21 protein-coding genes are annotated in these 19,444 nt (G+C 71.9%); 8 read left to right on the plus strand and 13 right to left on the minus strand.

What is annotated here, in order from left to right; translation table 11 throughout:
* Position 1: 1 nt before the first annotated feature.
* The 3 genes from ABZ910_RS23275 to ABZ910_RS23285 all read right to left on the minus strand — a co-directional run bounded on the left by ABZ910_RS23275 (position 2) and on the right by ABZ910_RS23285 (position 1,535).
* Entirely contained in the window at positions 2-529 is a 528-nt protein-coding gene (locus ABZ910_RS23275) for an SRPBCC family protein (RefSeq protein WP_361368279.1), read from the minus strand.
* Positions 530-535: 6 nt separating this feature from the next.
* Entirely contained in the window at positions 536-880 is a 345-nt protein-coding gene (locus tag ABZ910_RS23280; protein WP_361368282.1) for a metalloregulator ArsR/SmtB family transcription factor, read from the minus strand.
* 220 nt (positions 881-1,100) lie between these two features.
* Positions 1,101-1,535 (minus strand): subtilase-type protease inhibitor, encoded by a 435-nt coding sequence (locus ABZ910_RS23285; protein ID WP_361368285.1) that lies wholly within the window; start codon positions 1,533-1,535, stop codon positions 1,101-1,103.
* A gap of 566 nt (positions 1,536-2,101) precedes the next feature.
* Here ABZ910_RS23285 and ABZ910_RS23290 point away from each other — a divergent pair.
* The 3 genes from ABZ910_RS23290 (at position 2,102) to ABZ910_RS23300 (ending at position 5,651) form a co-directional block, all read left to right on the plus strand.
* Complete coding sequence (locus tag ABZ910_RS23290; RefSeq protein WP_361368288.1) at positions 2,102-3,709, plus strand: cytosine permease; 1,608 nt, start codon at positions 2,102-2,104, stop codon at positions 3,707-3,709.
* On the plus strand, positions 3,706-4,377 hold the full coding sequence (locus tag ABZ910_RS23295; RefSeq protein WP_361368291.1) for a cyclase family protein: 672 nt from the start codon (positions 3,706-3,708) through the stop codon (positions 4,375-4,377). Before ABZ910_RS23290 ends, ABZ910_RS23295 begins: the two co-directional genes overlap by 4 nt.
* A gap of 104 nt (positions 4,378-4,481) precedes the next feature.
* The gene (locus tag ABZ910_RS23300; protein WP_361368294.1) at positions 4,482-5,651 is read left to right on the plus strand and encodes a lactate 2-monooxygenase; all 1,170 of its coding nucleotides are present in this window, start codon (positions 4,482-4,484) and stop codon (positions 5,649-5,651) included.
* A gap of 208 nt (positions 5,652-5,859) precedes the next feature.
* Here ABZ910_RS23300 and ABZ910_RS23305 read toward each other — a convergent pair whose 3' ends face one another.
* The 4 genes from ABZ910_RS23305 to ABZ910_RS23320 form a co-directional block, all read right to left on the minus strand.
* The gene (locus ABZ910_RS23305) at positions 5,860-6,405 is read right to left on the minus strand and encodes a hypothetical protein (RefSeq protein WP_361368297.1); all 546 of its coding nucleotides are present in this window, start codon (positions 6,403-6,405) and stop codon (positions 5,860-5,862) included.
* A gap of 215 nt (positions 6,406-6,620) precedes the next feature.
* Entirely contained in the window at positions 6,621-6,998 is a 378-nt protein-coding gene (locus tag ABZ910_RS23310; protein ID WP_361368300.1) for a toxin Doc, read from the minus strand.
* 3 nt (positions 6,999-7,001) lie between these two features.
* The gene (locus ABZ910_RS23315; RefSeq protein ID WP_361368302.1) at positions 7,002-7,241 is read right to left on the minus strand and encodes a hypothetical protein; all 240 of its coding nucleotides are present in this window, start codon (positions 7,239-7,241) and stop codon (positions 7,002-7,004) included.
* Positions 7,242-7,369: 128 nt separating this feature from the next.
* On the minus strand, positions 7,370-7,918 hold the full coding sequence (locus ABZ910_RS23320) for an RNA polymerase sigma factor (RefSeq protein WP_361368305.1): 549 nt from the start codon (positions 7,916-7,918) through the stop codon (positions 7,370-7,372).
* A 47-nt stretch (positions 7,919-7,965) separates the two neighbouring features.
* Between ABZ910_RS23320 and ABZ910_RS23325 the strand changes: the two genes are divergently transcribed.
* Positions 7,966-9,369 (plus strand): serine/threonine-protein kinase, encoded by a 1,404-nt coding sequence (locus ABZ910_RS23325; RefSeq protein WP_361368308.1) that lies wholly within the window; start codon positions 7,966-7,968, stop codon positions 9,367-9,369.
* Positions 9,370-9,582: 213 nt separating this feature from the next.
* On the plus strand, positions 9,583-10,281 hold the full coding sequence (locus ABZ910_RS23330) for a DUF4232 domain-containing protein (RefSeq protein ID WP_361368310.1): 699 nt from the start codon (positions 9,583-9,585) through the stop codon (positions 10,279-10,281).
* Between the two features lie 5 nt (positions 10,282-10,286).
* Here ABZ910_RS23330 and ABZ910_RS23335 read toward each other — a convergent pair whose 3' ends face one another.
* The 6 genes from ABZ910_RS23335 to ABZ910_RS23360 all read right to left on the minus strand — a co-directional run bounded on the left by ABZ910_RS23335 (position 10,287) and on the right by ABZ910_RS23360 (position 16,510).
* Positions 10,287-12,182, minus strand: a complete 1,896-nt coding sequence (locus ABZ910_RS23335; protein ID WP_361368313.1) for an RICIN domain-containing protein — start codon at positions 12,180-12,182, stop codon at positions 10,287-10,289.
* Between the two features lie 354 nt (positions 12,183-12,536).
* Positions 12,537-13,505, minus strand: a complete 969-nt coding sequence (locus ABZ910_RS23340; RefSeq protein ID WP_361368316.1) for an aldo/keto reductase — start codon at positions 13,503-13,505, stop codon at positions 12,537-12,539.
* Positions 13,506-13,771: 266 nt separating this feature from the next.
* Positions 13,772-14,305, minus strand: a complete 534-nt coding sequence (locus ABZ910_RS23345) for a flavoprotein (RefSeq protein WP_361368319.1) — start codon at positions 14,303-14,305, stop codon at positions 13,772-13,774.
* Between the two features lie 47 nt (positions 14,306-14,352).
* Positions 14,353-14,811, minus strand: coding sequence for a nuclear transport factor 2 family protein (locus ABZ910_RS23350; protein ID WP_361368322.1), 459 nt, complete (start codon positions 14,809-14,811; stop codon positions 14,353-14,355).
* Between the two features lie 187 nt (positions 14,812-14,998).
* Positions 14,999-15,205 carry a ferredoxin gene (locus ABZ910_RS23355; protein WP_361368325.1) on the minus strand — a complete coding sequence of 69 codons (207 nt, stop codon included), beginning with the start codon at positions 15,203-15,205 and terminating at the stop codon, positions 14,999-15,001.
* 12 nt (positions 15,206-15,217) lie between these two features.
* Positions 15,218-16,510 (minus strand): cytochrome P450, encoded by a 1,293-nt coding sequence (locus tag ABZ910_RS23360; RefSeq protein ID WP_361368328.1) that lies wholly within the window; start codon positions 16,508-16,510, stop codon positions 15,218-15,220.
* Between the two features lie 291 nt (positions 16,511-16,801).
* Between ABZ910_RS23360 and ABZ910_RS23365 the strand changes: the two genes are divergently transcribed.
* The 3 genes from ABZ910_RS23365 (at position 16,802) to ABZ910_RS23375 (ending at position 19,388) form a co-directional block, all read left to right on the plus strand.
* Positions 16,802-17,434, plus strand: coding sequence for a LysE family transporter (locus tag ABZ910_RS23365; RefSeq protein WP_361368331.1), 633 nt, complete (start codon positions 16,802-16,804; stop codon positions 17,432-17,434).
* 85 nt (positions 17,435-17,519) lie between these two features.
* Entirely contained in the window at positions 17,520-17,969 is a 450-nt protein-coding gene (locus ABZ910_RS23370) for a nitroreductase family deazaflavin-dependent oxidoreductase (RefSeq protein WP_361368334.1), read from the plus strand.
* Between the two features lie 387 nt (positions 17,970-18,356).
* The gene (locus ABZ910_RS23375) at positions 18,357-19,388 is read left to right on the plus strand and encodes a 7-epi-alpha-eudesmol synthase (RefSeq protein WP_361368337.1); all 1,032 of its coding nucleotides are present in this window, start codon (positions 18,357-18,359) and stop codon (positions 19,386-19,388) included.
* Positions 19,389-19,444 lie beyond the last annotated feature (56 nt).

Below are 19,444 nucleotides of genomic sequence, written 5' to 3' on the forward strand. Positions count from 1 at the left end.
TTCAGTCGAGGCCGGGCACGGGCGCGCCCGAGGGGATCCCGGCCTCGACGTACCCCTCGTAGAACTCCTTCCAGGCCGCACTCGCTCCCGAGTGCGGCCCTTGGTTCTTCTCGCCGCGTGCCTTCGCGTCGAGCGCGCCGAGGCACACCTCCCAGCCGGCGCCGTTGCGGGCGGCGGTGTTCTCGGCGCTCAGCACGTTGGTGAGCGTGAACCGTGTGCCGCCGTCGCCGGTCTCCGCCAGATCGAAGTGCAGTTCGTCGCCGCCCCAGGCGAAGCACAGGTGCCGGGGCGGGTCGACGGCGATGACCCGGCCGGTCGACTCCGGCATGTTCGGGTCGCCGCTGAACCGGACCGTGCCGCCGGGGCGCAGCTCCATCTCGGCGCGGGACGGGAACCACTGGGCGAGTTCGTCGGGGTCGGTCACGAAGTGCCAGACGCGCTCGATCGGGTGGGCGTAGGTGCGGCTGAAGCGGACGGCGGGGCGGCCGTCGTCCAGGGGCCGGTAGGTGCCGGTGAGTTCGGTGGACATGGGGGATCAGTCCTTCGGAGGGGAGGGTCTTGTGCTGTCGTCCGACGTCTCGTCGAGGCGGCGCCCCAGGGCGTCCAGGCTGCTGTTCCACAGCCGGCGGTAGGGGGCGAGCCACGTGTCGAGCGCGGCCATCGGCTCCGGATCGAGGGCGTAGACGCGGCGCTGTGCGTCCTGCCTGACCCGCACCAGGCCCGCCTCCCTCAGCACCTTCAGATGCTTGGACGTGCTCGGCTGACTCAGACCGCACGCCTGCACGATCTCCCCGACGGGTCGGGGCCGCTCCAGGAGCAGCGCGACGATGGCCCGGCGGTGGGGGTCGGCGAGGGCCGTCCAGAGCTCGGCGTCGGACATGCGACCCAATATGCCTCCGCGGTTATATTTCAGTCAAGGAATACAGCACGCCGCCGCCTTCGGGATCGGCGCCGACATGATTCCGGGGGCCGGACGGGCGGCCCCACTCCGCCCGTCCGGCCCCCGGCGCGAGATCGCGGTTCCGCGCGGCAGGGGCTCGCACTCCCCAGCCGCGCGCCCGGTCCGGTGTGCCGCGCGGACCCGGCGATCCCGCATCCCCTCAGAAGGCGAAGAAGCCGCCCCCCTGGGAGTCCTTCACGCACGCGTTGCCGAAGGTGCGCTCATAGGAGACGCGCTTGCCCTCCCAGACACCCTCGACCGTCACGAAGACCGGGCTGTACTCCCTGGTGCACGCCGCGCCGTCCCGTCTCTTCAGGGCGTCGAAGTCGCCACGCGCCCCGCGCAGTTCGGCGCATGCCGAGGCCGCGGCCGGGTGCGTGCCGGAGGGCGCCGGGGCACAGGTCAGAGTGACGGCGCGCTCCGGAGTCGCCCCGGCCGCGCTCGCGCCGTGACCGACGGTGAGCACCAGGGCCGAGGGGGCGTACAGGGAGAACGGGGTGGCACCCGGGGTGGCGACGGCGGCCCCGGTCAGGGGTCCGCAGACGGCGCCGGCCGCGAGGCCGACGGTCGCTGCCCAGCGCGCGGTGTTCCGCATGGTGTGCATCCTTCCGCTCGATCAGACGAAGTGCCGCCGGCAGCCGGAGCGGCACCGGAGCGGCGAGCGCGAGTCTGCCGAGTCCGCCGCCGAAACTCACCTCCGACCCACGGGTTTCAGTAACCTTGCGTATTGAATCAGTGGCGTGAAGTCACGGACGGCGCACACGTAAACCCCGAAACAAAGCGGCTCTTGATCAAATCCGCAACCAAGTGGCCTGAATCCGGCCGCTCGTCAATCGTCCTGAAACATTCAGGTTCAGTTGTGGTCGAGGTGCGCCGTACAGGGCCAGATCCAGGAGTTGCGGAGCGGACCCGGGAGGCTCGGACCGACTTGACCCGTATGGCCGAGCCCGGGGACCCGACGCGGCATAAGTGTCGGATTCGTCCACTGACGGCACGGAAGATGGATGAAATGTCCCCTGGCCGGGGTCTCGGCACGCGCCGTAGGTTCGGCTGATCCTCCCGGACGGCCTAAGTCCGCGCCGCGCAACCCCTGCGGCGGCGACGGCCGTTCACCGCCCCGCGCACGACGCGCTCCGTCGCCGTACCTTCGCTGGAGCCCCCTTGACCCCGCAACCCGCCGACTCTGCGTCCCCCTCCCCCACCGCACCGCCCCCGTCCGTCACCGAGGTCGAGCCGTACGGCGTCGAGCGCATCCCCGACGCGGACCGCACCGCGACCCCGTTCGACCTGTTCCGGGTCGCCTTCGGCGGGGCCAACACCTTCTCCACCTGCGTCCTCGGCGCCTTCCCGATCCTCTTCGGGCTCTCCTTCTGGCAGGGCCTCGCGGCCACCGTGCTCGGCGTCGTCGCCGGTGCGCTGATCCTGTGCCCGATGGCGGTGTTCGGCCCGGTCAACGGCACCAACAACGCCGTCGCGTCGTCCGCCCACCTCGGCGTGCATGGCCGCGTGGTCGGCTCGTTCCTGTCGCTGCTGACGGCCGTCGCGTTCTTCTCCATCTCGGTGTGGAGCTCCGGCGACGCTCTGGTCGGCGGCGCGCACCGGCTGTTCGGCCTGGACCGCGGCACGCTGTCCTACGTCGTCGCGTACGCGCTGTTCGCCGGGCTGGTGCTCGCGGTGTGCGTGTACGGCTTCCGGTTCATGCTGTTCGTCAACAAGATCGCGGTGGCCTCGGCGAGCGTGCTGTTCCTGCTCGGCGCGATCGCCTTCGCCGGTGACTTCGACCCGTCGTACGCCGGTTCCTTCACGGCCCATGCCGACGCCGCGACCCAGTCGATGTTCTGGCCGTCGTTCATCGGCGCGGCCCTGATCGTGCTGTCCAACCCGGTGTCGTTCGGCGCGTTCCTCGGCGACTGGGCGCGCTACATCCCGGCGGACACGCCGCGCCGCAAGGTGGTCGGCGCCGCGTTCCTCTCCCAGATCGCCACGCTCCTGCCGTTCGTCTTCGGCCTGGCGACCGCGAGCATCATCGCGGAGAAGGCGCCGAAGTACGTCGACCCGGCCGGACCCGACTTCGTGGGCGGCCTGCTGGCCATCTCGCCGGGCTGGTACTTCCTGCCGGTGTGTCTGCTCGCCCTGATCGGCGGCATGTCGACGGGTACGACCTCTCTGTACGGCACCGGCCTGGACTTCTCGTCGGTGTTCCCGAGGCTGTCGCGCGTGCAGGCGACGCTGCTGGTCGGCGTGCTGTCCATCGCGTTCATCTTCATCGGCCGGTTCGGCCTGGACCTGGTGCAGTCGATCTCGACGTTCGCCACGATGATCATCACCTGCACCACGCCGTGGATGGTCGTCATGATGCTCGGCTTCTACACCCGCCGCGGCTGGTACGACCCCGACGCGCTCCAGGTCTTCAACCGCCGTCAGCGCGGCGGCCGTTACTGGTTCGCGCACGGCTGGAACTGGCGCGGCATGACCGCCTGGTGGGTGGGGGCGCTCACCGGCGTGCTGTTCACCGACATCCCGGGCCAGTTCGTCGGCCCGCTGGGCGACCTCGCGAACGGCGTCGACATCAGCCTGCCGCTGTCGCTGGCCGTGGCCGCCGTCCTGTTCCTCGCCCTGCTGCGGCTGTTCCCCGAACCGCGCGCGGCGTACGGGCCCGAGGGCGCCCGACTGGCCCGTACCGTCGACGTGCCCGTGCCGCCGATCACCGGCCCCGGCACGGAGGCCGACGGCGCCTCGCCCGCACTGGCGGCGGAGGCCGGGCGATGAGCACCTGGCTGGATCTGTCGGTCCCCCTCGCCACCGGGATGCCCGTGTATCCCGGTGACCCGGAGGTCACGGTCTCCCCCGCCCTGCACGCCGAGTCCGACGGTGTCAACGTCCTGCGCCTGCACATGGGGTCGCAGTCCGGCACCCACGTCGACGCGCCGTACCACGTGGACGACGCCTGGCCCCGACTGGACGACCTGCCGCTGGACCGGTTCGCCGGGAAGGCGGTGGTCGCCGACGTGCGGGGGCTGGCGCCCCGGGAGGCGATCACCCCCGGCATGCTGACGCCGGCGCTCGACGCCGTCGCGGCGGCGCCGGGCGCGATGCTGCTGCTGGCCACGGGCTGGTCGGCGCACTGGGGCACGCAGGAGTACCTCGCCCATCCGTGGCTCACCCCCGCGGCGGCACAAGCCGTCGTGGAGGCGGGCGTCCGCACGGTGGCGGTCGACGCGCTCAGCGTCGACCCGACGCCCCAACCCGGCGATCCCCTGGCCGACTTCGGGCTGCCCGCACACCGGGTGCTGTGCGGCGCGGGCGGGGTGATCGCCGAGAACCTCACCGGACTGGAGCAGCTCGTGGACGCGCGGGAGGTGGAGGTGTTCCTCTTCCCGCTGCGGCTGCCCGGGGCGGACGGCGCACCGGTACGGGCGGTCGCCCGGGCGCGATGACGGTTCCGGGCCCGTCCACCGGGCATCCTCGGTGGACGGGCCCGCACATACCCGCGAGTATGTCGGCACGACGCGAGCTCAGCGACGAGAGGCGGTAGGTACGGATGGCGAAGCACTGGGCGGACTTCCAGTACGAGATCTACTTGAACGGGATGTCCGGGGCCGTACCACGGCTGCCCACCGATCTCACCCGGCTGGAGGAGATGACCGAGCAGCGGCTCGGCCCCGGTCCGGTGGGGTACGTCGCGGGCAGCGCCGGTGACGGCAGCACCGCGCGCGCCAACCGGGCCGCCCTGGAGCGGCGGGGGATCCTCCCGCGCATGCTGCGGGACGTGAGCGAACGCGACCTGTCCGTCGAGGTGCTGGGCCGTGCGCTGGCCGCCCCACTGGCGCTGGCACCCGTGGGCGTGCTGTCGATCATGCATCCGGAGGCCGAACTCGCCGCCGCCCGCGCCGCCGCCGCTCAGGGCGTGCCGTACACCCTGTCCTCCGCCTCCAGCACGCCCATGGAGCAGGTGGCGGAGGCGATGGGGGACGCCGAGCGGTGGTTCCAGCTGTACTGGGGCAAGGACCGCGAGGTGACGCGGAGCTTCCTCGCCCGTGCGAAGTCCGCCGGGTTCACGGTCCTGGTCATCACCCTGGACACCCCGCTGCTGGCATGGCGGCCGCGTGACCTGGACCAGGCATATCTGCCGTTCCTGAACGGAGTGGGCACCGCCAACTACTTCACCGACCCCGCCTTCCAGGCGGGCCTCGCCAAGCCGGTGCACGAGGATCCGAACGCGGCCGTCCTGCACTTCCTCGGCCTGTTCGGGGACGCCGGTCACACCTGGCCGGACCTCGCCTTCATACGCGAGCACTGGGACGGCCCGATCGTCCTCAAGGGCATCCTGCACCCGGACGACGCACGGCTGGCCGCCGACGCCGGGATGGACGGGGTCGTGGTCTCCAACCACGGCGGCCGGCAAGTGGCCGGTTCGGTCGCCGCGGCCGACGCGCTCCCCCGTGTCGCCGAGGCCGTCGGCGACCGGCTGACCGTGCTGTTCGACAGCGGGGTCCGCACCGGCGACGACGTCTTCAAGGCCTTGGCCCTCGGCGCGCGGGCGGTCCTGCTGGGGCGGCCGTACGTCTATGGGCTCGGCCTCGACGGGCAGGCGGGCGTCGAGCACGTGATCCGCTGTCTGCTCGGGGAGTTCGACCTCACGCTCGCCCTGTCCGGACACGCCACCCCCGGCACCGTCAGCGCGGCCGACCTGGTGGAGCAGCCCTGCTGAGCAGCTGATCAAGGCACGCGTCTGCGCCCGCGTCACCTGTCCGGGTGGCCTGTCCGGCTCCGGCCGGGCGTGCACGATGCGCGGGGTGTCAGACAATGGTCAGGTCTGGTCCGGTCCCCACCCGAAAGGGGGAGCACCGGACGGAAGAGACTGGAGCCCGGCCCGATTGCGGCGGGCCGGGCCTCCATGTCATACGGTCGGCTCAGAACTAGTCACGGTCCTCGCGGTCGTGGTGGCGGTCGACCACCCGGAAGCTGCCCACCACGCCGTTCTGAACCGAGAAGCCGGGCACCGTGCCGGGGTCCAGGCCGTCGCTGGAGCTGTAGGGACCGACCGTGGCGATGGGAGCGCCGTTGTCGCAGACCGCCCCGCGGAAGACCTCGACGGTCTTGCGGCTGTCGTTGCGGACGTTCAGACTCGTGGCGCCCAGCCCACTGACCACCGTGATGCAGCCACCCACACGGGCCGAGTAGGTCCGCTCGTTGATCTGGATCCTGCCCTCCTCCTCGTGGTGCTCGCGGTGGTTGTTGTTGTTGTTGATGTTCTGGTTGCCCTGGCTCTGGAGGATGATCTTGCCTTCGTTGCCCTTGCCCTGAGTGCCGCTGGTCGGGTTGCCGGTCGGGTTGGTCCCGGTGCCGCCGTAGGGCGCCTGAGCCACGGACCCGGAAGCCGAGGCGTAGGTGATGCCGGTCGCGGCCAGGGCCGCTGCGGCCGCGACGGCCGCGGTGACAACGTTGGAGCGCTTGATCAACATGCAACTTCTCCTGTCTCAGAGAGTTCGGCTGGGGCAGCCGACGCATGATGAAAGTACTAACTGCTCATATGACTTCTATGTCCGACATGCCGAAGAGTCAGCTGATGTGCCATCAAGTACCTGATTGGTAAGCGAGATTGAGGGACAGTTATCCCGCTTATCGCTTTATCAGATTAATTAACGCTCTCTCGGCTCCGGAGCCCGCCGGAGGGGGCTCACACCTGCCAGGAACGGAGCCGCTCGGCCGCGCCGTACACGTCGGTCCCGCCGGACATCAGAGCGCGGGCGAGGTCGACGAGGGCGCCCGGGGGCGGCTCGACGGCGGCGCCGCTGACGGACATGTACGCCACCGCCGTGGCGCAGGCGAAGCGGGCGTTGGCCGACGGCAGCGGCTTGAGCAGGACGAGGGTGTGCAGCAGGGCGGCGGCGCGCCAGGCCGGGTCGGCGTGCACGCCGAGGCGGGGCGGGTCGACGCGGTGCCGGGCGACCGCCGCGATCAGCACGGAGAAGTCGTTGATCGCGGGCTGGTCCGGCAGCACTTCCTCATGGCGCTGGAGCAGCCAGGGGACGTCGATGTGGAGCACGGGCGACATCGGTCAGGCGGCCTCGCCCTCGGTGGGCGGTTCGTCGCCGGGGAACGCGGCCGCGAACTCGTCGGCGTGGGCGGCGAAGAAGCGGCGGAAGACCTCCGCCCCCTCCTCCAGCGCCCGGTGCCGGGCGATGTCGGCCGCGGCCGCCTCGCGCACCAGAGCCTTCATCGACGTCCCCCGCTCCTTGGCGATCTGCCGCAGGTCCTCAAGCTCGCGTTCGCTGAACTCCACGTTGAGAGCTGGCATGTCCTCAAGGTACCGCGCGGGTACTTACCGGTAAATGTCCCCAGTTCAAGCCGTATGCCGAACGGTACCCGGGCAGGAACGGCAGCGCGCCGGCCGGGCACCGTGCGTGCGGCGAGCGGCAAGGGGGGTCAGCCGGCGGCCAGCCAGGGCCGTACCTGCTTACGGGCCTCGTGCAGACGGGACTTGAACGTGCCGAGGGGAACACCGACGCGCTCGGCGGCCTCGGCGTAGTCCAGCTGGCAGATGTCGCGGTAGACCAGCGGCGCGACCAGGTGCGGGTGCTCCCGTTCGAGCCGCTCCAGCGCCTCCAGCAGGTCGACGCGGGAGCCCGCGATGACGCTGGTGGTGCGCGGGTCGACGTGCTGGGAGGGCTCGATGGCGGCGGGCTGTTCGGTGGCGCGCCGCTTGAGCTCGCGGTACTTCTGGCGGGCGCAGTTGGCGACGACGGTGTGGAGCCAGGTGCTGAAGCGGCTGCGGCCCTCGAAGGCGGTGATCTTCCGGGCGACCTGGAGCAGCACGTCCTGTGCCGCCTCCTCCGCGTCCTCCCGGCACGGCAGGAAGCGCCCGCAGCGCCGCAGGACCTCGGGCCGGACGGCGCTCAGCAGCCGGTCCAGGGCCGCCGGGTCGCCCGCGGCGGCACGCAGGGCGAGGTCTTCCGTCAACGCCGCGTCGTGCACGGGACGTTCCCCCTCGGAGCCGATCTCAGGGCAGGCATGATAGTCGCATGCAGTCCCTGGAGCGGATCGGCCGCTACCGCCTCGAACGGCGCCTGGGCACCGGCGCCTTCGGCACGGTGTGGCTCGCCCACGACGAGCAGCTCGAGGCCCCGGTGGCGGTGAAGGTCCTCGCCGAGAACTGGGCGCACCGACTCGACGTCAGGGACCGGTTCCTGTCCGAGGCGCGGCTGCTGCGCAAGGCCGGCTCGGGCCGGGTCGTCCAGGTCTACGACATCGGTGAACTGCCCGATGGCAGACCGTACTTCGTGATGGAGTACGCCGACGCCGGCACCCTCGCCGACCTCTCGGCCGCCGCTCCCCTGCCGGTGCCCGAGGCGCTGCGCCTGACGGCCCTGGCCGCCCGCGGCGCGGCGGCGCTGCACGAGGCGGGGATCGTGCACCGCGACATCAAGCCGACCAACGTGCTGCTGCGCACCGCCCCGGACGGCTCCCGGCGGGTGCTGCTGGCCGACCTGGGGCTGGCCAAGAGCCTGGCGCAGGCCTCCGGGCTGACCCTGGCCGCCGGTTCGGCGGGGTACCGGCCGCCCGAGCAGGCCGAGCCCGGCGCGGGCATCGACGCGCGTGCCGACGTCTACAGCCTGGGCGCGGTCGGCTACGAGCTGGTGACGGGCACGGTGCCGGGGGCGCCGGGCAAGGTCGTACGGCCGGGGCGGCTGCGGCCCGACCTTCCCGAGGAGGTCGAGCGGGCCCTGATGCGCGCTTTGGAGCCGGACCGGGAGCGGCGCTGGCCCGGTGCGGCGGCGTTCGCGGACGAGCTGGACGGGCTGGCCGCGGCGGCGACCGCTGCCCCGCCCCGCGCGAGACCCGCCCGCCGGGGACTCGACGGCGTCAGGCGCCGGCTCGGCCCCGTCACGCTCACCGTGGCCGCGGTCTTCGCCGCCACGGTCGCGGCCGTCGCCGTCGCACTGGCGAACCGGCACTCCGCGCCCGACGAGGCGCGGGTCACGGACGCCACCGGCCGGATCGTGGCCGAGGTCCCCGCCGGATGGGGGCGACGGCTGCGCGACTCCGGCTGGGATCCGCGGGCGCTCGGCCTGGCCTCCGGGCACGAGCCGGGGCTGGCCGTCGCCGACGACCTGACGCGGTGGCAGGACCTCACGGCCCCGGTGAACGGCGTGTTCATCGGCCTGAGCGAGCACGGCGACGTCACCGCCCGGGTGAACGCCCTCGACCACACCGGGTGCCGGTACGCCGGCAGCCACGCCTTCACGAGCGCGCGCTGGCACGGCCGGACCCGGGTCTGGCGCGACTGCTCCGGCGGCGGCTCCCTCACCGAGACGGCGCTCGGCACGGCGGGCGGCGCCGCGCACCCCCAGGTGTACGTGCAGGTCCGCGAGCGCGGGGACGGCGACGCTACGGACGGCATCCTCCGCTCGCTGCGGGTCACCTGACAGACAGCGGTCACCCGGCCGAGGAGGCCGCGGTCAGCCTGGCGAGCCGTGGGTCACCTGACAAGGCGGGGAGGAAATCGCTCCGCCGGGGAAGACATCCAGGCGAGTCGCGAACTTTTCGGGCGGCCCGTGCATCGGAGTCTGATGACGGCGCACGAGGCGCCGCAGGCACGTGCCACCGCGTGCCGTGAAGATCCAGGAGTGGTGACAGACATGGCGCACACCTCCCCGTCCACGCGTCGGGCGACCCTGCTCGTGACCTCGTTCGCCGTACTGAGCCTCCTGACCGCCTGCGGCAACGGCTCCGGTACCCAGGTCGCGCCGCAGAAGGTCTCGGGCACGGCCGCACCCGCGACCGAGGCCCCGAAGGGCGACGACACCCCCGCACCGACCTCTCCCAGCGCCCCCGCCCCGGCGGGTACGACGTCGGGCCACGCGTCGAGCAAGAAGGCGACCAAGGGCACCGGCCAAGGAACCACCACGACCGGCGGCAGCACCCGCTGCCACACCTCCGAGCTGAGGGCCTCCGTGGGCCGCAACAACCCGGGTGCCGGCCAGGAGAACTTCCCGATCGTGCTCACCAACAAGTCGGCCCGCACCTGCACCGTGCACGGCTATCCCGGCGCCGCCTTCGTGAACGCCTCCGGCGCTCAGCTCGGTCCGGACCCGAAGCGTTCCTCCGGTTCACCCACGACGGTCACCCTGAAGCCGGGACAGAGCGCGTGGGCGGGCCTGAGCTTCTCCAACCCGGAGGTCAGCGGCGCCAAGACGGCGACGCCCGCCGCGCTGATCGTCACGCCGCCGGACGAGCGGGACCACCTGAAGGTGGCGTGGACGGCCGGAAGGGTGCCGGTGTCCGGCAACGCTTCTTCGGTCTTCCTGACGGTCTTCAGCCGGGGCACCGGCGCCTGAGCCTGTCAGCGACCCCAACCTCCGTACCGGCCGCCGTAACCACCGCCGTACCCGCCATAGCCGCCGTACTGACCGCCCGAACCGCAGGAGTACGGGTGGTAGTCACAGCCGTCGACCGGCCCCGCCCCCTGACTCGACCACGACGGTGAACTCGAAGGCTCCGGGCCCGAGTTCGGCTCGGACGAGGAGGGGCTGGGTGTCCGCGACGGCGTTCCCGTCGCGCGGGGGGCGGGCTCGGCGGTGGTCGGGGTCGAAGACGAGCGGCTGCCGCCGTCCCAGTCGACCACCTGCAGTTGCAGGTCGGGCTTCGAGGTGTCGATGACCCAGCGCTGGACGGTGGCGTCCGTGCGGTTCTTGAGGACGAGGTCGCCCCCGCCGTCGGTGGCGGCGGGGGTGAGGGCCAGGTCCTGGTTCCCACGGGGGACGAGGGCGCCCTGGAGTGTGAAGTCGTAGCGGATGTCCTTGGCACCGTGCCGTGAGGCGCCGGCGCACGGGGCGAGCCGGACCGAGTAGCCGAGGTGGGAGTCCAGGCAGAGGCCGGGGGCGGCGCCGTTGCGCAGCAGCCCGTCGGTCTCGTACGACCACTGCTGGCTCGTGGCCGAGCTGCACGTGGCCAGCTCGGTCTGCGCACCCTTGACGGCCTTCTCCCCGACGACGCCCACGCACAGCCCGGACGCGACGTTGTGCAGCCTGCCGCGCAGGTCCCCCTGGGCGGTCGCACCGGCCCCGACCCAGGAGGGTACCGGCGTCGGCGAACCGGGCGCGGGTGTCCCGGTGGGCTTTCCGCCCGCGGCGGCGGGGGCGCCACCGTCGTCCGAGCCGACGACGGCCCACAGGAGCAGCGGCAGGACGACCAGACCGCTCACGGTCGCCACGGCCGCGACGAGGTTGCGGCGGCGGGCGCGACGGGCCGCCCGCAGCGCGGCCCTGGGGACCGACCGGCGGACGGGGGTGGCAGGGCGAGGGGACGGGGCAGGCGTTCGGGAAGGGCTACGGGACGCTGTCCAAGGGCCGATGGCGGGGCGGGCGACGGCCGGCTGTGCGGGCGCGTGCGCCGCGGGCTGCTCGGTCAGCCCGGCCCTGACCTCCAGGTAGGCCAGGGCGCCCCAGCCCAGGACCGCCTCGGCCAGGGCGAGGCCGAGGCCGCCGTTGAACTGGTCCAACTGGTCGGCGGTGTGGAGGCAGTGGCGGCAGCCGTCGATGTGCAGGCGCAGGTCCGGGTCGACGTCGACGCCGCCGCGCCGGTAGGTCACGTCGAGCATGCGCATGTAGCGCAGGCACTCGTCCTCCGGGGCGAGTTCGCGGTGCACCTGGAGGCACTCCTCGCGCAACCGTTCGCGGGCGCGCCGGAGTTCGACGCGGGCGTCCTCCTCGTCGAGGCCCAGCAGGGCGGCCGGGACGGCGAGCGGTTCGGCCTCGACCTCGGTGTGCCAGAGCAGCGCGCGGGAGGCCTGCGGCAGCCGTTGGAACGCCCGCGACAGCAGGCGCCGGTCGGACGGCGGCAGCAGCCGGGCCGCCGCGCGGTCGCCGGCCGCGGCGGCGGAGCGCAGTGCGGGGTGGAGTTGTTCGCGGCGTCCGTCAGTGTCCCATTCCGCCGTGATGCGCCGTACGGTGAGAAGGAGTTGAGGGCGCCATGCGGTCGCGGGTCCGGTGTGTCTGAGCAATTCACCGAAAAGTCTTGTAAAGGCCGCGGTGGTGAGCATTCCGGCCGCGCGGGCGCCGTCGGTGCACAACAGGGCGTAGGAGAAGGCCGCTTCCCAGTGCCGGTCGAGGAGTTCGCCCACGGGATGCGGCGCGGACGTCGTCCCCGTCCACTTCTTCAGTTCAGCACTCAACTGCTCGTCCGTGATGCCGGAGGTCCGGACCGGGCCCGGAGAATTCGGCAGGCCTGCGTCATTCACGGCTGCATTCCTTCCACACGACTGCACGGATTCCAGACGCCACCTGGGGTGGGGGAATCCCGGGGAGGTTCACCCCGTAGGGGATTCGGCGTCTCGAACGTCCGCCGGCGGCAGCTCTTTTGAAGCGTGGGGGCGTACGGAACGGGCTCGCGCGCGCGGCGAGGAATGTAATGGGCCGCACGCCGACAGCCGACACCTTCGCACAGGCGGCGACACGGAACAAGGGATTGGCGGGAATGGCACAACGCCCCGGCGATTTCTGGAAATTGACTTGATGTCAGTGAATTCGCCGGACCCGATCCCGCGCGGCACGGGGAGTGCGTGCCGCACGGGGTCTCACCGTCATTCGTTCCGTCAGTGGCCGCTGATGGCACGCGGGGTGTAGGGCCGCTCCAGTTCCTCGATCTCCTTGTCGCTCAGCTCGAGTTCGACGGCGGCCACCGCGTCCTGGAGGTGCTGCGGCTTGGCCGCGCCGACGATCGGTGCGGCCACCGTGTCCTGGTGGAGCAGCCAGGCGAGGGCCACCTGGGCACGCGGCACACCCCGGTCGTTCGCGATCCGGGTGACGGCCTCGACGATCGACCGGTCGCTCTCCAGGTAGAGACGGTCGCCGAAGTTGTCGGTCGTGCTGCGCCCGGTGACGGTGCCCCAGTCCCGGGTGAGGCGGCCGCGGGCGAGCGGGCTCCAGGGCAGCACGCCCACGCCCTGGTCCGCGCACAGCGGCAGCATCTCGCGCTCCTCCTCGCGGTAGAGGAGGTTGTAGTGGTTCTGCATGGAGACGAACTTGGTCCAGCCGTGCCGCTCGGCGGTGTACTGGGCCTTCGCGAACTCCCAGGCGTACATCGAACTGGCCCCGATATAGCGGACCTTGCCCGCCTTCACCAGGTCGTGCAGCGCCTCCATCGTCTCCTCGACGGGCGTCTCGTGGTCGTAGCGGTGGATCTGGTAGAGGTCGACGTAGTCGGTGCCGAGGCGGCGCAGGCTGTGGTCGATCTCCGACATGATCGCCTTGCGGGACAGCCCGCCCCCGTTGGGTCCGGGGCGCATCCGGCCGTGGACCTTCGTCGCGAGCACGATCTCGTCGCGGTTCGCGAAGTCACCGAGCGCCCTGCCGACGATCTCCTCGCTGGTGCCGTCGGAGTAGACGTTGGCCGTGTCGAAGAAGTTGATGCCCGCCTCCAGCGCCTGCCGGATCAGCGGGCGCGAGGCCTCCTCGTCGAGGGTCCACTCGTGGGCGCCGCGGTCGGGATCGCCGTACGTCATGCAGCCCAGACAGACCCGTGACACGTCGAGGCCCGTCGAACCGAGCTTCACGTACTGCATCGTTGCTGCTCCTGCCTTCGGATCGGTTGTCACCTGGAGCGTAGGCCCTCGTGGGCCCCGCTTGACGACCGCAGCCGGCGGCCGCCCTGATCTGGACACGTGTCGCCGGGTCCGGCCCGGCGAGGGTGTCACCCGCGCCGGACGTCTCCGGGCGAGCGCCGGCGCAGGCTTCGGCGACCGGCTGAGCATCGTCCGCCGTGATGTCGCGCTGCCGACGCCGAGGGCAGGGGATACGTGCGCGAGGTGGAGTGAGGGGCGTGGTGGCCCTAGTCGCGCTCCAGGAGGTCCAGCGCGCGCTCCCAGCCGAACTCCGGTCGGCGGCCGGTCTCGTCCACCTCGCCGCCGTACGGCTCGCCGAAGCGGACGCCCATCCCGCGCAGCCGGACCATGCTCGCCCCGTACGCGGGATGGGCGGCCAGCGCGTCGGCCACGCAGGGCAGGACGGCGATGGGAACACCGAGGCCGAACGCCTCGCAGAGGGTGCCGAGGGCGAGGGTGTCGGCGATCCCGGCCGCCCACTTGTTGAGGGTGTTGAAGGTGGCCGGGGCGACGACCACGGCGTCCGGCGGCGGGAAGGGGCGCGGGTCGGCGGGGGTGCGCCAGGCGGACCGGACGGGGCGGCCGGTCTGCGCCTCGACGGCGCCCGTGTCGAAGAATCCGCTCATGGCGACCGGCGTCGCGATGACACCGACCTCCCAGTCCCGCTCCTGGGCGGCGGTGATCAACTTGCTGACGCCGACGGCGATCCCGGCCGCGCAGACGACGACGTACAGGAAGGGCTTCTCGGCCTGTGCGGTCATCCGGGAACCCTACTGAAGCGCGGGTCCCCTGCTGAAGCGCGCGTCCTCTACTGCAGCGGGAAGGACAGCCCCCGCTCGGCTGCGGGGCGTGAGCCGAAGATCCTGCGGTCCTTCGCCTCGATGGGCACGTCGTTGATGCTGGCCTCGCGCCGGATCATCAGCCCGTGCTCGTCGAACTCCCACAGCTCGTTGCCGTACGAGCGCCACCACTGCCCGTCGGCGTCCCGGGACTCGTACTGGAAGCGCACCGCGATGCGGTTGCCGTCGAAGGCCCACAGGTCCTTGCGCAGCGCGTAGTCCAGCTCCCGCGCCCACTTGGCGGTGAGGAACTCGACGATCTCGGCGCGGCCGGTGACGAAGGCGTCGCGGTTGCGCCAGACCGAGTCCTCGGAGTAGGCGAGCGCCACCTTGTGCGGGTCGCGGGTGTTCCAGGCGTCCTCGGCGGACTGGACCTTCTGTGCGGCGGTCTCGCGGGTGAAGGGCGGCAGGGGCGGGCGGTCGGCCATGGTCTTTCTCCTCCTAGGACTTCGCCCGACGACGGACGGTGGCGGCACAGCGGCGGCACAGCGGCGGCGGTACGGCGCCGGGACGGCAGCGGAGACGGTACCTGCTCCCGACCGCCGCCGCAGCCCGTCCGACGGGGCGTGGACCAGCCCGTCCTCAGCTCGTCGTCAGTCCGTCGTTCGCCCGTCGTCAGCCCGTCGTCTCGGTCACCGTGATGGCGCCGACGGGGCAGGCGCGGGCCGCCTCCCGCACCAACGGGTCGCCCGCGCGCTCCTCCCAGCCGGGTTGCAGCGTGCTGAAGCCGTCGTCGTCCTGGGTGAAGACCTTCGGGGCGGTCAGGGCACACTGGCCGGCGCCGATGCAGAGGTCTTGGTCGATGTCGATGCTGATGTGCATGGCAGGAGCCTCTTACCAGGTCACGGGGAGTTCCAGCATCCCCTGGATCGTGTCGCCGGGCTTGAAGGGGATCTCCTCCGGCGGTGCGGCCAGGCGGAGTCCGGGGAGCCGCTCGAAGAGGGCGCTCAGGGCGATCTCCATCTCGGCGCGGGCGAGGTTCTGGCCGAGGCACTGGTGGATGCCGAACCCGAACGCTATGTGGTGACGGGCGGGGCGGTGCCAGTCCAGGGCATCGGGTTCGGGGTAGACCGAGTCGTCGCGGTTGATCACCGAGGTCGAGAAGACCACGCCGTCACCGGCGCGGATGGTGGTGCCGTCCACCTCGATGTCCTCGGTGGCCGTGCGCAGCAGACCGTCCGCGATCGACAGCATCCGCATCAGCTCCTCGACGGCGTCGGGCAGCAGGGCCGGATCGGCACGGAGTTCGGCGAGCCGTTCGGGGTGCCGGAGGAGGGTGTACGTGCCCAGCGAGATCATGTTGGCCGTCGTCTCGTGGCCCGCGACGAGCAGGATGATCGCCAGGGCGACGACCTCCGCGCGGTCCAGCGTGCCCTCGCGCAGCTGGTGGTGGACGAGGTCGTCGAGGATGCCCTCGCCGGGCTCCGGCTGCTCGCGCTTGCGGTCGATCAGCTCGCCGATGTACGCCTCCAGCCGGTCGCGCGCGCCCCGGGTGTCGGCAGCCGTGGGCCCGCGCAGCAGCCGGCGCGACTGCTCCTCGAAGAACTCGTGGTCGGCGTACGGGACTCCGAGCAGGGCGCAGATCACCATGGACGGCACGGGCAGCGCGAAGGAGCTCACCAGCTCGGCGGGGGCTCCCCGCGCGATCATCGCGTCGAGCCGCTCGTCGACGATCCGCTGGATCTCGGGCCGCAGGTCGGCGACGCGCTTGAGGGTGAAGGAAGGGATCATCATCCGGCGCTGGGTGCGGTGCTCGGGGTCGTCGACGCCGAGGAGCGCGGGCTTGCGGTCGCGGAACGCCGCGAAGCGCGGCGAGGTCGCGGGGAACTCCGGGCGGGTGCGGTCGGTCGACAGCCGCGGGTCGGACAGCAGGGTGCGGGCCGTGCCGTGGCCGGTGACCAGCCAGACCGGGCGGCCGTCGAAGAGGGTGACGCGCGCCAGCGGGCGCCGCTCGCGCAGCGGGTCGTAGCCGGTGGGCGGATGGTAGGGGCAGCTGCGGTCCTGGGGGAAGGCGACGGGTTCGGCCGCGGCTGCCGGACCGGTCGCTTCCGCACGGTCCGTACGGTCCGTTCGCTCCGTGAGGTGCGTACGTTCGGTGGGTCGCGTGAGTTCTGTCGGTTCCGTCATGGAAGACCTCGCAGACGTGGGGGGCGTCGTGCCGATCTTCATTAGATGCCCAAGGCATCTATGAGGCGATGGCAAGTTCGGCCAGATCGGTGATTCGGGGGATCTGGCCGAACATCGTGGTTCGTGCGTCGTCCCGTTGCCGAAATTCGGTTGCCGGTGCCCGGCCGCACGCCGCAGGATTCGGCGCATGACCTCGATTGCAGCCTACCTGCCGCCGACCTCCGCCGCCGTGTGCCCCGTGCGGGTCCAGCAGCAGCCCGGCCGCCCCCGGAGGCCCGATTCCGCGCGCTCGTGACGGCGGCGCTCGTCGCGGGCCTGCTGGCCGGCTACGGCATCGCCGTACCCGTCGGCGCCGTCGCGACCTACCTGGTCTCGCTCACCGCTCGTACGTCCCTGAGGACCGGCGCCTGCGCCGCGCTCGGCGTCGCCAGCGCCGACGGCCTCTACGCCCTCGTCGCCATGCTCGGCGGCTCCGCCCTCGCGGCGGCCCTGCGGCCGGTCCTCACCCCGCTGCGCTGGGCCTCGGCCCTGGTGCTGGCCGCGCTGGCGGTGCGGGGCGCGGTCGCCGCGCTGCGCCGGCACCGTGAACGCGGGCCCGCCCTGCGGCCGGAGCGGCCGGTTCCCACCCCGGCGCGGGCGTATCTCGGCCTCCTCGGGATCACCCTCCTCAACCCCACCACCGTCATCTACTTCGCCGCGCTGGTGCTCGGCACGCGCACCACGGACGCCGAACGCCCCCTGTCCCAGGGTGTGTTCGTGCTGGCGGCGTTCGCGGCCTCCGCAAGCTGGCAGTTGTTCCTGGCCGGTGGCGGCGCGCTCCTCGGCCGGGCGCTGACCGGGCAGCGGGGGCGGCTGGTGACCGCGCTGCTGTCGAGCGGCGTGATCCTGGCGCTGGCCGCACGGATGGCGATGGCGCCGCCGTGACGGCGCGGTACGGATGAAACGTGTGGGTACCAGTGTTGAATCGCGGTGTCAGTTCAACCGCGGTTTCGACGAGGGGACGAACACCATGCCTCTAGAGGGCGAGTACGAGCCCAGTCCGACGCAGTGGGTGCGGGAGCAGGTCGAGTTGTACGAGGGGTCCGGTGGCACCGAGGGGACGACGTTGCGGGACACGGGGATGCCCGTCGTCCTGCTGACGACCCTGGGCGCCAAGAGCGGCAAGATCCGCAAGACGCCGGTGATGCGGGTCGAGCACGACGGCCGGTACGCGGCCGTCGCCTCGCTGGGCGGGGCGCCCCAGCATCCGGTCTGGTACCACAACCTCAAGGCCGATCCCCGTCTGGAGCTGCAGGACGGCCCGGTCAAGCAGGACATGACGGCCCGTGAGGTCACCGGCCCGGAGAAGGCCGAGTGGTGGGATCGGGCGGTCGCCGCGTATCCGCCGTACGCCGAGTACCAGCAGAAGACGGACCGGGCGATCCCGGTCTTCGTGCTCGAACCGGCCGCCGGGAGCTGAGTCCGGCCGGAGATCACGGAGTCGAGGAAAAAGCTGTTCGCGGGAGGCATGATCGGCTTCCCCGCGGGCACCTGTGCGTCAAGGCCCCGCCGCGTTCCCCCGTCGCGGCGGGGCCCTTTTGCTGCCTTCCTTCGGGACCTCCCGCCCGGGCCCTTCCGGGCCTCCTGCCGGGCCTCGCAAGCACACGCGACACAAGAGGCATATGCAGTAACACACATCACGGCAGGGTCACGGTGTAGATCATTTAGGCTCTGGGCAGTTCTCGTAGCACTTCCCGGCGCACAACTTTCGTGCCGGGAAGTGCAGTTCGAGTGCGGTGCGGTCGTGCGGCCGCCCGCTGGCAAGGAGTTGGGGGGACTCTGCGTGCCGTCTCCCGAAAGGAAACGAATGCCTCAGGACGTCAGGTTCGACCTGCCCTTCGACACCCCCGTCAGCGAGCATCTGGAGTATGCGCGGGCCCGCCATCTTCGGTGGATCTGGGACATGGGCCTGGTGCGCAGTCAGGCCGGGTTCGAGGAGTACCAGTCCTGGGATCTGCCGCAGGCCGCCGCGCGTACCTACCCGCACGCGTCGGCGGACGACCTGATCGTGCTGATGAACTGGTTCTCGCTGGCGTTCCTCTTCGACGACCAGTTCGACGCCAACCAGCCGGACCGCGCCGACAAGATCGCCGAGGTCGCGCGCGAGCTCATCGTGACACCGCTGCGCCCGGCCGGCAGCCGCCCCCGGGTGGTCTGCCCGATCACGCTGGCCTGGGCGGAGGTCTGGGAGCGGCTCTCCGACGGCATGTCCCTTACCTGGCAGACGCGTTTCGCGGCGTCCTGGGGGCGGTTCCTGGTGGCGCACTGCGAGGAGGTCGACCTGGCCGCCCGCAGGCTGGCCGGGACGCTCGGACTCGACGAGTACGCCATCTTCCGCCGCCGTACGGTCGGCATCCACCACAGCATCGATGCGGGCGAGCGCAGCCGCGGCTTCGAGGTGCCCGCGCAGGTGATGGCCCAGCCGCTGATGGAGCGGATGCGCGATCTGGCCGCGGACACCATCGGGTTCATGAACGACATCCACTCCTTCGAGCGCGAGCGGCGCCGGGGCGACGGCCACAACCTGATATGCGTCCTGCAGCGGGAGCGGGGCGGGTCCTGGCAGGACGCGATCGACGAGGCGTACCGCATGACGAGCGACTGCCTCGAGGAGTACGTCGAACTCGAGGCGCGCGTCCCGCAGATGTGCGACGAGCTCGGCCTGGACGAGGACGAGCGCGCCCGGGTGCGGATGGGCGTCGAGGCGATACAGCACTGGATCAACGGCAACTACGAGTGGGCCCTGATCACCGGCCGCTACGCGGCCGCCAAGGAGGGCGAGGCGGTCGCGGCCGAACTGGCGGGCCGTGGATCGGTGGACGACCTGCTCGCGGTGTGAACCGAACGGCGAGGGGCCGCCGTCCCGTCGGACGGCGGCCCCTCGCGACGGTTTCA

Source organism: Streptomyces sp. NPDC046805 (assembly GCF_040645355.1).
GTDB lineage: Bacteria > Actinomycetota > Actinomycetes > Streptomycetales > Streptomycetaceae > Streptomyces.